The organism is Pedobacter riviphilus (assembly GCF_014692875.1).
Classification (GTDB): Bacteria; Bacteroidota; Bacteroidia; order Sphingobacteriales; family Sphingobacteriaceae; genus Pedobacter; species Pedobacter riviphilus.
Genome location: NZ_CP061171.1, coordinates 603955 through 619888 on the forward strand (window position 1 = coordinate 603955; position 15934 = coordinate 619888).

Annotated in this window: 16 protein-coding genes; 10 read left to right on the forward strand and 6 right to left on the reverse strand. The window is 38.3% G+C overall.

From position 1 onward, the window contains the following. Positions 1–39 precede the first annotated feature (39 nt). From dapA to H9N25_RS02370, 4 genes are all read right to left on the reverse strand, one after another. Positions 40–927, reverse strand: coding sequence for a 4-hydroxy-tetrahydrodipicolinate synthase (dapA, locus tag H9N25_RS02355; RefSeq protein WP_190327823.1), 888 nt, complete (start codon positions 925–927; stop codon positions 40–42). Between the two features lie 91 nt (positions 928–1018). Next, a complete protein-coding gene (gene ligA / locus H9N25_RS02360) occupies positions 1019–3031 on the reverse strand; it encodes an NAD-dependent DNA ligase LigA (protein WP_190327824.1) in 2013 nt (670 codons plus the stop codon). A gap of 30 nt (positions 3032–3061) precedes the next feature. Further along, positions 3062–4561: a hypothetical protein gene (locus H9N25_RS02365; RefSeq protein ID WP_190327825.1), complete on the reverse strand. Its 1500-nt coding sequence runs from the start codon at positions 4559–4561 to the stop codon at positions 3062–3064. Positions 4562–4598: 37 nt separating this feature from the next. Then, the gene (locus H9N25_RS02370) at positions 4599–5273 is read right to left on the reverse strand and encodes an ACP phosphodiesterase (RefSeq protein ID WP_190327826.1); all 675 of its coding nucleotides are present in this window, start codon (positions 5271–5273) and stop codon (positions 4599–4601) included. A 172-nt stretch (positions 5274–5445) separates the two neighbouring features. Between H9N25_RS02370 and tyrS the strand changes: the two genes are divergently transcribed. Both tyrS and H9N25_RS02380 read left to right on the forward strand, forming a co-directional pair. Next, a complete protein-coding gene (gene tyrS / locus H9N25_RS02375) occupies positions 5446–6732 on the forward strand; it encodes a tyrosine--tRNA ligase (protein WP_190327827.1) in 1287 nt (428 codons plus the stop codon). Between the two features lie 14 nt (positions 6733–6746). Then, positions 6747–7202, forward strand: coding sequence for a DUF4870 domain-containing protein (locus H9N25_RS02380; RefSeq protein WP_190327828.1), 456 nt, complete (start codon positions 6747–6749; stop codon positions 7200–7202). Between the two features lie 54 nt (positions 7203–7256). On the opposite strand, the gene H9N25_RS02385 is transcribed toward H9N25_RS02380, so the two are convergent. Next, the gene (locus H9N25_RS02385) at positions 7257–9617 is read right to left on the reverse strand and encodes an outer membrane beta-barrel family protein (RefSeq protein WP_190327829.1); all 2361 of its coding nucleotides are present in this window, start codon (positions 9615–9617) and stop codon (positions 7257–7259) included. A gap of 202 nt (positions 9618–9819) precedes the next feature. Between H9N25_RS02385 and H9N25_RS02390 the strand changes: the two genes are divergently transcribed. The 3 genes from H9N25_RS02390 to H9N25_RS24290 are packed head-to-tail and all read left to right on the forward strand — an operon-like array spanning position 9820 to position 11622. Continuing rightward, positions 9820–10935 (forward strand): sensor histidine kinase, encoded by a 1116-nt coding sequence (locus H9N25_RS02390; protein WP_223833554.1) that lies wholly within the window; start codon positions 9820–9822, stop codon positions 10933–10935. After that, positions 10910–11347 carry a LytR/AlgR family response regulator transcription factor gene (locus H9N25_RS24285; RefSeq protein WP_223833555.1) on the forward strand — a complete coding sequence of 146 codons (438 nt, stop codon included), beginning with the start codon at positions 10910–10912 and terminating at the stop codon, positions 11345–11347. The genes H9N25_RS02390 and H9N25_RS24285 overlap by 26 nt, the downstream gene beginning before the upstream one ends. Before the next feature lie 14 nt (positions 11348–11361). Then, positions 11362–11622: a LytR/AlgR family response regulator transcription factor gene (locus tag H9N25_RS24290; protein WP_255524546.1), complete on the forward strand. Its 261-nt coding sequence runs from the start codon at positions 11362–11364 to the stop codon at positions 11620–11622. A 366-nt stretch (positions 11623–11988) separates the two neighbouring features. Here H9N25_RS24290 and H9N25_RS02400 read toward each other — a convergent pair whose 3' ends face one another. Beyond that, a complete protein-coding gene (locus H9N25_RS02400; protein ID WP_223833556.1) occupies positions 11989–13191 on the reverse strand; it encodes a GTP-binding protein in 1203 nt (400 codons plus the stop codon). Between the two features lie 86 nt (positions 13192–13277). On the opposite strand from H9N25_RS02400, the gene H9N25_RS02405 reads away from it, so the two are divergent. Genes H9N25_RS02405 through H9N25_RS02425 form a run of 5 tightly spaced genes read left to right on the forward strand, consistent with a single transcriptional unit; the run spans position 13278 to position 15916 of the window. Next, positions 13278–13670, forward strand: a complete 393-nt coding sequence (locus tag H9N25_RS02405; protein ID WP_167293153.1) for a MerC domain-containing protein — start codon at positions 13278–13280, stop codon at positions 13668–13670. A gap of 12 nt (positions 13671–13682) precedes the next feature. Beyond that, positions 13683–13841, forward strand: a complete 159-nt coding sequence (locus tag H9N25_RS02410) for a hypothetical protein (RefSeq protein WP_190327830.1) — start codon at positions 13683–13685, stop codon at positions 13839–13841. Next, on the forward strand, positions 13834–14460 hold the full coding sequence (locus H9N25_RS02415) for an ABC transporter ATP-binding protein (protein ID WP_167293155.1): 627 nt from the start codon (positions 13834–13836) through the stop codon (positions 14458–14460). Before H9N25_RS02410 ends, H9N25_RS02415 begins: the two co-directional genes overlap by 8 nt. Next, positions 14460–15674, forward strand: coding sequence for an ABC transporter permease (locus tag H9N25_RS02420; protein ID WP_190327831.1), 1215 nt, complete (start codon positions 14460–14462; stop codon positions 15672–15674). Before H9N25_RS02415 ends, H9N25_RS02420 begins: the two co-directional genes overlap by 1 nt. A gap of 17 nt (positions 15675–15691) precedes the next feature. Continuing rightward, positions 15692–15916, forward strand: coding sequence for a hypothetical protein (locus tag H9N25_RS02425; RefSeq protein ID WP_190327832.1), 225 nt, complete (start codon positions 15692–15694; stop codon positions 15914–15916). The last annotated feature ends 18 nt before the right edge of the window (positions 15917–15934 follow it).

Genomic DNA, 15934 nt, shown 5'->3' on the forward strand with positions numbered 1-15934 from the left:
CAAACAATCTGTTCTAAAAAATATTAATTGGGGTAGCGCTTAAGCCACCTCGCTTAGTTTTTCTATCTCTGCTATAATTGATTTCTCTAAAGATGCAGATGCCTTAACCAATGGCAACCGTACTGTATCGCCACAAACACCTAAATGTTTTAATGCTGCCTTTATTCCTGCCGGATTGCCCTCAGCAAAAGCCAAACGTGTAAACTCTATTAAGCTTAAATGAGCAGGCAAGGCCGTTTTATAAGCGCCAGCTAAACAAAGTTTCACCATATCGGAAAACTGTTTCGGTAAAGCGTTTCCGATCACTGAAATAATGCCTGCAGCACCTAAAGCGATCATCGGCAAGGTAACCGGGTCATCACCAGAGATTAAAAGAAAATCTGCAGGTTTATCCCTCATAATCTGGTTAAACTGATCGAAACTTCCTGATGCTTCTTTAGTAGCAATGATGTTTTTAAAATCATGTGCCAGTCTGCAGGTTGTTTCCGGACTCATATTGCTTCCTGTACGACCTGGCACATTGTATAAAATCAAATCTAGAGGAGAAATTTCGGCCAAATACTTATAGTGCTGATAAATTCCTTCCTGAGTAGGTTTGTTGTAATAAGGACTAACGGATAAAATTGCGCTATACCCGGCAGCATCGAAAGATTTAATGTCTTCAGCCACAGCTAAAGTGTTATTGCCTCCAATTCCGGCAACTAATGGTAATCTATTGTTGTTGATTTCAGCAGTATAGGCCCACACCTTCTTCTTCTCGTCCTTGGTCATTGTAGCGGTTTCGCCGGTTGTACCTAAAGAAACGAGGTAATCTATCCCTCCCTCTATCAAATGATTAATCAGGTTTTTTAAACCATTATAATCAATTGATCCATCTGTGTTGAAAGGCGTAACTAATGCTACACCAGTACCCTGAAATTTGTTCATTTTTAATTTATAATTATTGAATTTTGAATTAGTGAATGATAGAGTATCTGCTACATTCTATCATTCACTAATTCAATCACTCTCTCTCATTTTATTTTATCATCTCTAAAAGTTCGGCATCGCTGATGATCGGAACATTTAGCTTATTCGCTTTTTCCAGTTTCGATGGGCCCATATTATCGCCGGCTACCAGGTAATTCAATTTACCCGAAATACCGCTCAGCATCTTGCCTCCATTGGCCTCAATCATATCTTTTAGCTCATCACGACTAAAGTTTTCAAAAACGCCCGAAATTACGAATGTTTTTCCAATAAGCCTATCACTATCAAGCGTAATTACTTTTTCTTCAATTTCAAACTGTAATCCGGCTAATTTTAATAATTCTACCTGCTGTAAATGCTCAGATTTTCCAAAATACTCAACAATACTCTCAGCAATCCGCTGACCGATTTCATCAATGGTGATTAATTCCTCAACAGTAGCCTTAGAAAGGTTGTCGATATTCTTTACGCCAGCGGCAGTTTTCTTTGCCACTGTTTCGCCAACATATCGGATACCCAAGCCAAAAAGTACTTTCTCGAAAGGCATTTCCTTCGATTTTTCAATTCCGGTGAGCATGTTCTCGATCGATCGTTCTCCGAAACGGTCTAAGGTTTTCAGTTGATCCGATTTTTGATGCAGGGTATATAAATCACTGATGTGCCTTACAAGGCCATGTTTGTAAAAGGTTTCGATGGTTTCGTCGCCAAGCCCATCAATATTCATGGCCTTGCGTGAAATGAAATGCTGAATTTTACCTACAATCTGCGGTGGACAACCTTCATCATTAGGGCAGTAGTGTACCGCTTCACCCTCTTTTCTGATCAGTTCGGTTCCACATTCAGGACAATGATGAAGATAATGCACTTTGATGGCTCCTGGTAACCGTTTATCAAGATTTACTTTAATGATTTTCGGGATAATCTCACCACCTTTTTCAACATAAACGGTATCACCTTCATGTAAATCTAAACGATCTATCTCGTTTGCATTGTGCAGAGTGGCACGTTTAACGGTAGTGCCGGCCAATAATACAGGTTTTAAATTAGCAACTGGCGTAACTGCACCTGTTCTGCCTACCTGATAGGTTACTTTTTCCAAAACAGTTTCAACCTCTGCTGCTTTGTATTTATATGAAATGGCCCAACGTGGAGATTTGGAGGTGAAACCCAATTCTTGTTGTTGTGCATAACTATTTACTTTGATTACAATGCCATCAATATCGTAACTTAGTTTAAAACGTTCGTTTTCCCAATGATGGATAAATTCCAGCACAGCATCGATGTTAGAAACTAGTCGGTTATGCTCGCAAACATGGAAACCCCAATCTTTTACGGCATTTAAACTTTCCCAATGGGTTTTGAATTCATTTTTATCGGTGTACAAGAAATAAATAAAACCATCTAAGGGCCGTTTAGCTACTTCCTTGCTGTCTTGCATTTTTATGGTGCCCGATGCAAAGTTTCGGGGATTTGCATAGGGGATTTCACCAAGTTCTTCGCGGGCAGCATTTAGTCGTAAAAAAGCAGCTTTATGCATAAAAATCTCCCCACGGATTTCGAAATGTTCAGGGGCAATGGTCGATTTGATTTGGTGAGGGATGGTATGGATGGTTTTGACATTGTTAGTTACATCATCACCTTTTGCGCCATCACCACGGGTAACCGCACGTAAAAGTTTGCCATTTTCGTAAGTAAGACTGATGGAGAGGCCATCAAATTTTAACTCACAAACATATTCGAAATTGTCGCCAATCGCTTTACGGATGCGTTCATCAAAATCACGGAGATCTTGTTCGTTATAGGTATTCCCCAACGATAACATGGGGTATTTATGGTTTACGGTAACAAAATTTTTGGTGATATCGCCACCAACCCGCTGCGTAGGCGAATTCGGATCGGCCAAATCAGGATTTGCTTTTTCGAGCTCGGTCAGGCGCTTTAATTTTTTATCAAACTCATAATCACCAATGGTAGGCATAGCCAGCACATAATAATTGTAATTGTGCTGGTTTAATTCGGCCACCAGGGCATCCATTTCTTCTTTTATTGCAGTTAGCGACATAAGACAAATATAGAAAAAGGAGCAGAGTGATTAATATTTTAGTTGTAAAAGCTGTAAATCTACCTTCTTGCTAAAAATGCCCATACGCTCTACGAATGGAATAACAAAGCTATTATTTAGCCAGCTGATCGATTCTGTATTGGCATAATAAGAACTTTTGATATCATCTTTCGGAATCATATTGATCTTGTTTATTGTGCCCGATCCGAGATCCATTTCTGCATACATGGTGGCAACAGAACCACCATCTGACTGGTTGGCGAGGATACGAAGCGTATTTTCTGTTTGGTTAAATGATACATCCGAGCCTTCTCCCATACTACGGCTTAAGTAAGCACGGGGTAAAAATTGGTGATAAAGCGGTTTCATCTGGGTATCATATCCATTCATCAGTACTGAGCCTTCTGATGTAAACGAACCATGGCTACTGGAAACGCTGTATTTTGGAGAAATAGTAACAAGAAGTGTATTGTTGTATTCTGAAATATGCCTGATATTCATGTCTTTAGCGTCAGAGAAATGTAGGTCGTCGAATTTCTTATTGGCAGGCACAAAAGATTTCTGTAATTCTTTAATATGGGCTTTATCAAATACTTCCTTGGTAGAGGTGAAGCTTCCGTTATTAAAATCGATTCTTGCAATCAAAGTAGAGCGCTCTTTATTCGCATTTTTGTAGAATATACCAATATAATTGATCAATGTTTTTTTACTGCTTGCAAAAGTAATTGACGAAATATCTTCCTGATTAAAAGCATCAACAGGAATACTCACTGTTTTGAGCGGACTTGGGCTGCTGCTTAAATAAATGGCCACATTACACTTTCCTTTCGAAGCATCTACAGTACTAATGATGAAGCTCCCATCATCACCACAAGATGCCTTCCAGGTATCTCCATCTGGCATGTCAGGCTCCATTTTTTGAATTTGTTCTAGCTTATCATTAAAATCGATTACAGTATAACTTTGAGATTCGTTAAAGTCTTTGTCCATTTTAAGTGCGGTGAAAAAGCCCACCACTGGTAAGCCTATATGTACTTTGCGCTTTAATGCTGTGAGTCTTGTCGCCATTTTAAAATAAGCGCCATTTTCCGAAAAAAAGAATTCTGGTGTTTCCACAAAATCCTTACTTCCATCATAAATTATTTTTTCAGAGATCAATTTGCCTGTTTTTTCTTCTAAAAGATAGGCTTTGAACTGATTGGAAAAACTTTTGAAATAACTGCGATCTGCGGCGGCAATAACCATAATGTTATTTTTGAATTTTCCAATTGCCATTGGAAAGCCTGAAAGCTCAGTAAGCCACTTTTGGCTTAACTTATCATCAATGGTAACTACAGCAAAATCAGCTTGGGGAACATCCACAATCATGGCAATGGCATTACCCGATAAATCTACCTTCGAGCCGTACCTACTATCGTAAGATGCTCTGATATTCCATGTTGGTTTTTTAATAACGTTAATCTGCTGTTGAGCAAAGGCATTAAACTGCAAAATGATTAGCAGTAAGGAGAACATTAGTTTAATTTTCATTTAGTTGTTTGGTTTTTCTCCAAATATATCAAAATAATTAAACCAGTTTTTTCTCGATCTCCCTAAAAATATCCATGTAATCTTTCTCTAAAACAGCTTTGAAAATACCCAATTCTAAGGTAAGCTGCTGCAGTTGTTTCTCGCTTAATGTTTCTGGCCACAAACGCATACAGATCCTGTTAAGGGCATAACTGATATTTTCGAGTTTCTGATAACTCAACAGGTATTTGCTGCTGATGAATTTCGTTAAAAATTCAAAAAATATTTCTGCATCTTTTAGCTTGCAGTGCTCCAGAAAATCGCTTAACGATTCTTTTTTTACCGCTTCGAGTTTATCATAAAAATGGTTTACCTGAATCAGGTTGTGCTCTACCAATAAATGATCTAACAATAGCTCCAGGCCAATGTGGGCAAGAAAAGACGGACGAACCGCAGTATTTTCTACAATGGGCTTAATGAGCTGTTTAAGTTCGGTTGTTTTCTCCAGGAAGAAGTTTGAGGAGTGAAAAAGCAGGTCGACGGCTAAATGTCTTTTCCAGCCAAGCAGCAGATTTTCTTCATCTGGGTTTCCTTTAAACAGGAACTCATTCTTCTGGGGATATAAATTTGCCTCTTTTACAGCATTTTTAATCAGATCTGGCAAAACCGTTCCCATTACCAAATGGGCATCATTATTTGCCCGGTCGAAATAATAATGGGATAAAAAGTTCATCTTGCAAGGTAATGTTTTCTCGTATGGTTGTAAAGAGCCAATAGTAAAATGTTGGTAAGGATAGAGAGGCTGCAAAGCGCAATTGCGATAACTCGTTTACAAAACCAACTAATTTGCTTTAAACTAAGCTAAAATTTTATCTTTGCACGCACATTATTAAAGTGTTTGTACAATGACGAATTTTGTTGAAGAGTTAAGATGGCGTGGCATGCTGCACGATATTATGCCGAATACTGAAGAAAAGTTAAACGAAGGTATGACTTCTGGTTATATCGGTTTCGATCCTACGGCAGATTCGTTACATGTTGGCCACTTAACGCAGATCATGACACTGATTCATTTTCAAAATGCCGGGCACAAACCATTTGCTTTGGTTGGCGGTGCTACAGGTATGGTGGGCGATCCATCTGGGAAATCTGATGAACGTAACCTTCAGACACCCGAGATGATTGAGCATAACCTGAAAGGGATGAAAAAGCAATTGGCTAAATTCTTAAAATTTGAAGAAGGTGGAAATGGCGCAGTAATGGTTAACAATGCCGATTGGTTTAAGGATATGAACCTTTTTACCTTTATCAGAGATGTAGGTAAACACATTACCGTAAACTACATGATGGCAAAGGATAGCGTTAAAAGACGTTTGGAAGGCGATTCTGGTCTATCTTTTACTGAGTTTTGTTACCAGTTGATTCAGGGTTACGATTTCTATCATTTATGGAAAAATGAAAACTGCCTGGTACAGATGGGCGGATCTGATCAATGGGGCAACATTGTTACTGGTACGGAGCTGATCAGAAGGAAAGATGCAGGTACAGCTTATGCCATTACGACGCAGTTGATTAAAAAGGCAGATGGAACCAAATTCGGTAAAACTGAGAGTGGTGCAGTTTGGCTGGATCCTGAGAAAACCTCACCATATAAATTCTACCAATTTTGGTTAAATGCTTCAGATGATGATGTGAAAAAATGGATCCGCATTTTTACCCTTAAAAATAAAGAAGAAATAGAAGCCTTGGAAAAGGAACATGATGCTGCACCGCATTTGCGTATCCTTCAAAAAGCTTTAGCTGAAGATATCACTATAAAAACCCATTCGGCAGAAGCTTTAGAAACTGCTATTAAAACATCTGAGTTTTTATTTGGAAATGGATCATTAGAATTTTTAAGAGGTTTATCTGATAAAGCAGTATTAGATATATTTGATGGGATTCCGCAATATAAGATCCTGATTGAAGAACTTGGGGCAGGAATTGATGCAGCAAGTTTATTGGCAGAAAAATCGGCTATTTTCCCATCAAAAGGAGAGGCTAAGAAAACCATTCAAGGTGGTGGGGTTTCTGTAAATAAAGAAAAAGTAGCTGAAGTGGCGCAGGTATTCAACGCAGATCACTTGATCAATGATAAATTCATCGTGGTTCAAAAAGGAAAGAAAAACTATTTCCTTTTAATCGCTGAATAATATTTTCGAGCCCAATGAAATTAAAGGTAAAAGAATTATTCATTGGGCTCGAATTTAAAATAGAACGGAAAGTTGATCTTTCGCAAGAACTTTTATTAGAGCATATCAGTCATGAACTAAAAAAACTGGATTATGAGATTATAAAGCAATCTGCTGATATGATTAGGTTTGAAGACGGCTGGAACAATGTTCATAATACATATATCGGCTATCATTGGCATAGAATAGATAACGGAAGTTTTGAAATTGTAAAGACCAATGGTGAACAAAGCTTAAAATTCCTATTCTCGGTATCCATTTATGGAGTAATTTTAGCTGTTTTAGCGCTTTTTGGAATGAGCTGGGCTGCTGGTTATAAGGTTTTTCCTTTTGTCCTCATTTTTTTAGTGTTAAGCACTGTGAGAGGCATGGGGATCAAAAATAAAATGAACGAAATCTTTAACGCAGTTACCCGACCAGAAGTAAATTGATTATTTCTGTAAAAGAAATGATTTACATTTTTCATTAGATTCATGCTGTTAAATTTACTCCTGATCTGGCAAACGGTCCTTTTCATCTTTTTTGCGGTTAAAGCGGTAAACCAATGTTGCCGTAGTTAATCTCCCAATCCCTTTAAAATTCGATTCTAAATAATACGTATCTGTTGAGGTGATCTGCTTATCTATAAATGAATCGAAAATGTTGTTTACTGCTAAGGTAACTGAAACTTTATCTTTAAACAGATCTTTACTAAGGGCGATATTAGCACGGTACTGCGCTTTATTAACCGATTGGATATCGGTATTTTTGGCTCTATAGTTAAAACTGTACTCTATCGAAAAACTCTTCGGAAACTTCATTCGCGAGTTGATACGGGTAAACCAGGTATGATTTTCAGATCCGTACGCTTTATTTTCAAAGGAGCCTTGCTGCTTAAAAGCGTAATAGTTAAAATCCCACGATAATCGCCACCACGATAGCGGATTGTAAGTGGTCGAAATTTCCAGCCCATAACGGTCTTCGTAATCGAGATTAACTGGTGTATTCACAAACCCACTAGCAGATTGCTTGAGTATAAATTCGAAATAATTAGTGGCATGTTTATAATAAAGTGATGGGTTGAAGGTGAGTTTTCCCCATCTTTGCAAGATGCCCAGTTCGAATGAGTTGGTGTACATCGGGTTAAGGTCGGGATTGCCCACCGTTAAGTTTCTGGTATCTGATAAACCTGAAAACGGATTTAGCTGCCAGAACTGTGGGCGGTTTATCCTCCTGCTGTAACTTAACCTTAAGTCGGTATTTTTCTGCAGTTTGTAGGTGATATTGGCGGTGGGAAATAAATCGATATAATCTTTCGAGGCTGCGAAGCTACCTTGACCGTCTGAAACACCGATATCAGAAAGTTCGGCCCTTAGCCCAAGCAGATAGTTAAATTTTTTGAATTTGTTCTCGTACTGAAAATAGGCACCATAAATGTTCTCGTTGTATTTAAGCTTATTATCGTAAGCGGGAAGCAGTATATCATCTGCCTTGGCCCAATAATCACTTCTGATGGATCTGATATTTGCCCTTATACCGGCCTCGAACTTCGAATCGCCAGAGAAAGTGCCTACAAAATCACTTTGAATAAATAGTGCATCGCTGCTTTCAATATCCCTTGATGTTAAACGGCTGGTGTTATTTAAGGCCGGGAAAATTTTTTGTTGGGCGATGTCCTGGTTTTCATCATCATTCCAAAAAACATATTGTAAACTCGTATTCCATTTTTGATCCTTTTTATCAAAGGTTTTTACATAATTCAGTTCGAGCTGATTGTATTTCTGGGGCTCTCTGTAATTCTCAAAACGGTTAATCGTGCTATCGAGCACATTGTTTTTATTGTAATAGTTGTAGCGGTAATTGGTGGTGTCTTTATTTACCAGTAAATCATGATAAAAGCTCCCGGTTAAGGTATTTTTAGCGTTGATGTAATAATCCATTCCCAAATAAATATTATAAAGGTCATCGTTTCTTCCCTGTTCGTTATTTTGCCGTAGTATGGTCTGTACCCCATTATTTAAAACGCTTTGGTAGCGTTGCTCCGATCCATAAAGGTTCCGGTAGCGATAACCGATGTTGCTAAAGAGATTGATTTTTTCAGTTTTATAGCTGAGGTTTAAATTACCGTTATAATTTGCCGGATCGCCAATACCTAATTGCACAGAACCATTAAAGCCACTTAGCATGTTCTTCTTTAATACGATATTAATAATACCTCCACCACCCTGTGCCTCATATCTTGATGATGGATTGGTAATTACCTCTACTTTTTCGATATTGCTGGCAGGTATCTGTTCTAAACCGTTGTTATTGGTTAGCATAGATGGCTTTCCATTAATTAATACCTGTACGCTTGCATTTCCACGCAGGCTTATGGCGCCATTGGCATCTACGTTTACAGAAGGTACATTATTTAAAATATCATTGGCAGAGCCTCCTTTTGAAATTAGATCTTTGCCTACGTTAAATACTTTTTTATCTAAGCTTAATTCTACCGTGGTTTTTTCTGCAGTTACATCAACCGATTTTAACAACTGAACGTCTTCTTTCAGGATAATGTCTCCAAGTTTAAAGCTCCGGGTTATTTCTCTGTTTTCGAGCAGTTGTGTTTTATAGGCAACAAATTCGATTTTAATGTGAAACCTGCCCGGTTGGGTGAAGAGCGTAAATTCGCCATTACTATCTGTAACTGTGCTTTTTAAATTTTTTTGATCAGCTACCGATAAAAGTTTAATACCCGCATTTTCGAGCGGTTTTAATGTTTTTTCATCTATAACCCTTCCGGTAAGTTTAACTTCGGTTTGCGCAAAGCTTTTTAGGGCCGATAATAAAAGGAGTAGGAAGCAAAATCGCTTAATCTGGTTCATGGTTTGTTTTAAATTTCCTGCAATATGGATATTAGCACAAAGTCAAAACCAGTTAGAAGCCGTATAGGTAAGCATGGCATTCAAAAAGAGGTATTTTGGACCTTAACCCATTTCATCACTCATTTTGATGTATCTATATGTGTTTTTGTTGCGTTCGTCGATAGCGCAAATTCAGATAGCTAAGAATTGTATATTTGTGTTGATGCCATTAATTGAGAGGATAGCCAAGTTCAGTTCCGCACATCGGTTTCTTAGCCATATTATTTTTTGGCTGATTACCTCAATTGTATTTCTTAATCGCTATGATATTGATGAATACAATGATTTTCATAAAATCCTCATCCGGCATGCCTATTACATCTCTTTCACCATTATTGCTTCTTATTTTCTAACTTATTTAATTATTCCGCGGCTGATTACAGCTAAAACCTATTATGTGGTTGCCCTTTATTTCCTGGTAGGAAGTTATATTATCTGTGTTTGCTCAAGAATAGTGGTGGTGCATGTGTTGGAACCCTTTTTAAGAACACCGCCATTTGGCCAGGAGACTATTCTTGAAATTGCAACAGATGTACCTAAGCTTATTACACATTATTTTCCCTTAACTTTTTCTGCAGCCTGGATTTTTGCCTTTATAAAATTAATTAAAGAACAATACGCGGTACAGCAGCATAAACTTTCGTTAGAAAAGGAAAGGGCCGAAACAGAATTAAAGGCCTTAAAGGCGCAGTTAAACCCGCACTTTCTTTTTAATACACTAAATAATATTTATTCGCTTTCCTTAGTTAATTCGCCTATCACCTCAAAATCAATTGCGGGATTATCTGAAATACTAGACCATGTATTGTATCGATGCAATGGCACATACGTACCGTTATCAGCAGAAATTACGCTGATTAAAAATTATATAGAACTCGAAAAATTAAGGTATGGTGGTCGTTTAGAAGTGAATTTTACACATAAAATAGATCATGATGCCGTTATTGCCCCTCTAATTTTACTTTCATTGGTCGAAAATGCTTTTAAACATGGTGCTGGCGAAGATATCGGCGATCCTATAATTAATATAGATTTAAATCTGATTGATAATCGCTTCCGTTTTATGGTTTCAAATAGTTTTATGCCAGGGAAGGAGAAAGAAGAAAATAGAATCGGGATAAACAATATAACCAAACAGCTTCAGCTACTTTATCCTAAACAATACGATTTAAGCATTACTACTCATGATAATATCTTTGTAGTTTTACTGCACATAAACCTAAAAAACAGTACAGGTAAAAAAGATAAGATTTATGAAAGTAAGGTGTCTTTTAGTTGATGATGAGCCACTGGCTATTCAATTGATACAAAATCATATTAACCAGCTGGATACTTTTGAGGTTGTGGGTACCTGCTCAAACGCGATTAAAGCATTGGAGATGTTAAGGACCATACCGGTCGACCTGTTGTTCCTGGATATTAAAATGCCCCAGATTACCGGGATTGATTTTCTTAAAACCTTAAAAAATCCGCCTGCTGTAATTATTACAACGGCTTACCGCGAATATGCAATAGAAGGTTACGACCTTGATCTGATTGATTATTTGCTTAAACCCATCACTTTTGACCGTTTTTTTAAAGCTGTAGACCGTTATTTAAGATTAAGAAGCCCTATTATTAAACCTGAGGCAATCCCCGTAGCTACCCAGCAGTTTATTTATGTCAAAACAGGGGGAAGTTTCACAATCTGAATAAGGATGAAGTATTGTATATTGAGAGTTTAAAAGATTATATTGTAATTCACTGTACCGATAGGAAGGTAACAGCCAAATACAAAATTGGTGAGCTGGAAACAGAACTTCAGAACAGCTCTTTTTTACGCATTCACCGCTCTTTTATAGTTAACTTGAAAAAGGTGACTGCTTTTACTGCTTACGATATTGAAATTGGTACAAAAGAATTACCAATAGGAGCGAGTTATAAAGAATATGTTTTTAAGAGACTGCAGTTAACCGCGTATAAATAATGCGAACTGCTTTTCGTGCAGTATTTCATCCTGAAATGAAAAAAGCCACTAAAGTGGCTTAAATGAGATGCTAATTTATAGACTCTAATTAAATACGTAAAACTTATTAAAGCACTTATAACACTTGTATCTCTTAACTGAAATCCATGGCATAAGCGTTTTAAAGAGAAAACCCCTTGGCACCCGATAGGTTTCGAAATTTTTACACTTCGGGCATGATAAGCGGGTTTTAACTAAAGTTAATTCTTCTGAGGGTTCCATAATAAGCGTAAGTTTGGTTGGGTAAATCAAATTTACACAAAATAAAACCTAAGAATATCATCGAAAAACTACCATTTTGTTCATTTCATCGACTATTATTTCATTTTAGGGCAAAACGCGCTCAAAAGGGTTCTTAAAGGTATTTTTTGTTTTATAATTTTTTACTTCTGTATCAGTTAACAGACAATATTCGAGCGATTTTTTTAGCGCATCGCTATTCATTTCCTGTCCAATAAAAACAAGCTCATTTTTACGGTCTCCAAAGTCATTATCCCAATTTGCATCAATTTCAGTTCTATTTTCAAGGTAGTCTACGTATTGTTCACGTTCATGTTGCTGCATACTTGCCCACCAAACCCCTGCCGGATCGATACGTAGTGAACCGCCCGCTTGCGAGAAATTAATAGCCTGCTCGGGCATGGCAGCTAAATAGAAGATGCCTTTTGATCGGATAATATTCTGTGGAAATTCCTTATTGATGTAATGCCATAATCTTTCAGGATGAAAAGGTTTTTTGGAACGGAATACCATTGAACTTATTCCATATTCTTCAGTTTCTGGCTGATGAATTTCTTCCAGTTCTTTTTTCCATCCGGCACCATCTGATGCTGATTCAAAATCGAATAGACCGGTATTTAAGAGTAAGACCGGATCTATTTCTCCAAAAAGTGTCTGATAAATTTTGGCAGTTGGGTTAAGTTTTGCAATTAACGTCTTAAGTACTTTAAGATCGGTATCGCTTACCAGGTCTGTTTTATTCAATAAAATTACATTGGCAAATTCGATCTGGTCGGTAAGTAGATTTACTATAGTGCGTTTATCAGCTACATTATCAACCATGTGGCGGTCGGCAAGTTTATCTGCCGAACCAAAATCCCTGTAAAAATTATAAGCGTCTACAACAGTTACCATCGTATCTAACCGGCTAAACCTGCTCAGATCAATGCCCGAGGCCTCATCAATAAAAGAAAATGTTTGGGCTACAGGGATGGGTTCAGATATTCCGGTACTTTCAATCAGCAGGTAATCGAACCGATCTTCTTTTGCCAACCTTTCTACTTCAATCATCAGATCTTCACGCAGCGTACAGCAGATGCAACCATTGCTCATTTCTACCAGTTTTTCATCAGTTTTAGATAGGGCATGTTGGTTTTTAACCATGGCAGCATCAATGTTTACCTCACTCATATCGTTTACAATAACGGCCACTTTTAAATCTTGCTTATTCTTTAATATGGCGTTGAGCAGCGTTGTTTTGCCGCTGCCTAAAAAACCGCTTAATACGGTTACCGGTAATTTCTTTATCATTTTAATGCAATTATGCTGCAAATATAATGTTGATTGTTTTAAATGCAACTAAATTGCTTTTATATTTGTTAACTAAATTTATTCTAATGAAACTACGGAGCTACAGAATCAACCTCGACCGGATAGGTATTACAGCCTCAACACTTTGTGCTATACATTGCGCCGCATTGCCATTTTTAATTACCGTTTTACCCTTGTGGGGGATGGGTTTTCTGGCCAATGAAGCGGTTGAGATTACCATGATAGCAGTTTCGTTGATTGTAGGTATTTGGAGTTTAAGTACGGCATATCGCAAACAACACCGCCGTATGATACCAATCCTGGTACTTATTGCTGGCTTTGCATGCATTGCATTGGGGCATTTTTCGGGCATCGAACCATTGGAGCCCATCTTGATCCCAATTGGCGGCTTTACCATTGCTGTAGCCCATTATATCAATTTAAGAATGCTTAAATCTTGCCCATTGGGTCATCAATAGTCAATTATGTCAATGAACCATAAAATCTTATTTATCCCTGCATTGCTATTTATAATGATGTTAAACCCTGCCTGTAAGCACGGTACAAATGATGGAATAGAACTGTACAGGCGTTATGCCATTAAAAATCTGATTGTTAAAAAAAAGCAAAAGGCAGTACATCATGATTAAAATCAGCTCATTAGCGCATGTTTATGATAAGGGGAGAAGCTTAAAATTTCCGTGCTGGGAAATCGCCGACATGGAGCAATGGCTTCTGCTAGGTGCATCAGGCAGTGGCAAGAGTACACTTCTTAATATTATTTCCGGTCTTTTAAAGCCAAGCCAAGGTGAAGTTTTAATTAACGGAACCGATTTATATACTTTGCCTGCAAGGGGCCGGGATAGGTTTAGGGGAAGGCATATCGGCATCATTTTTCAAAGGCCGCATCTTATTCGTTCTCTTGATGTGCTCGATAACTTAGAACTTGCTGCGGTAATGGCTGGTTTGCCTATCGATCATGAGCGAAACCTTTCGCTTTTAGCAGATCTAGGTATCGACGAGCTGGCTAAAAATTACCCTGATGAATTAAGTCAAGGGCAGTTGCAAAGGGTTTCGGTAGCGCGTGCACTGGTAAACAAACCCGATCTGTTAATTGCAGATGAACCTACCTCTAGCTTAGATGATGAAAATGCCAATCAGGTAATCCATATGCTGACTACCCAGGCTAAAGATAATGGTGCTGCGCTGATTATTGCCACGCACGACGGAAGGGTCCGGGATCACATTACTAAAACCTACCTACTCTAATGAATATCTTTAAAATCAGTACCAAAAACCTCGTCAGGAATAAGCTCACAACAATTTTAAATATTATTTTGGTTGCCTTTGGTGTGGGCATCCTGTCTGTTCTCTTTTTGGCTTCTACACAGATTAGCAACAAACTGGAGAAAAATGCTAAGGATATCGATCTGGTTGTAGGTGCAAAAGGAAGCCCCTTACAGTTGATATTAAGCAGCATTTATCATATCGATTACCCAACAGGAAATATCCCAGCTAAAGATGCCTACAAATTAATGCAGAACCCGATGGTTAAAAGGGCCGTGCCATTGGCATTAGGCGATAATTACAACGGTTACCGGATTGTTGGTACCGATAGTACTTTCTCTAATCTTTATGGTTTATCCATTCAAAATGGCAGTTTTTGGCATAAAGATCTGGAAGTAACTTTGGGTAGCACAGTAGCTTTAACCACCAAGCTTAAGATTGGCGATTCTTTTTTCGGTGCACATGGCTTAACCGGGAATGGAGATGTGCATAAACAACATGCCTACCAGGTAAAAGGGATCTTAAAACCACAGGGAAACATCACTGATAATTTAATCCTCACTAATATTGGCAGTGTGTATAAAATGCATGAAGAGCAGCATAGTGAGGGCCATAGCCGCGCTCCTGTGGAAGAAGCCAAAGAAATTAATGATAAACAGATTACAGCTTTGCTGATCCAGTATAAATCGCCAATGTCGGTTATTCTTTTCCCGCGGATGGTTAACCAGAGCACTAACATGCAGGCCGCATCTCCGGCGATGGAAAGCGCAAGGTTGTTTTCGCTCGTTGGAGTTGGAATAGATACCCTACAATGGTTTGCCATATTTATTATGGGGATTGCCGCCCTGAGTATTTTTATCAGTCTTTACAACGCGATGAAAGAGCGGAAATACGATTTGGCCGTTATGCGTTGCCTGGGCGCATCAAAATTGAAATTGTTTTTTCTGGTCATGTTTGAAGGGGTTTTGGTTACGTTTATCGGTGCCTGTTTGGGTTTACTGATCGGCCATACTGCGCTTGAGGTAATCGGGATCTATCAGGAATCTTCGCAGGCAAAATTAACCGGGCTTACTGCAATTCCCCAAGAAGTCTATTTAATCTGGATCGGACTGTTTATAGGCACTTTGGCTTCACTTATCCCTGCTATGCAGATTTACAAAGTTGACATTGCCCAAACCTTAATCAAAGACAGATAACCTTAAAGGTTTATGTAATGAAGAAATTAGTTTTTTTGGTTGTTTTATGTTTAGGTGCCCAGGTATTGGCAGCGCAGGTTCGGGTACATACCGACATGCGTACGCCAACCTGGAATGTAATCGGCTTAAGGTACGATGCGGAACTTGCACCAGGCAAATGGGGAAGTGTTTTCCCACCAGCATTAAAAGCGTTAAACAATAAGGTAATCGAACTGCCGGGTTATATCATCCCACAAAAGTAGGTTCGAAATTTAGCGAAT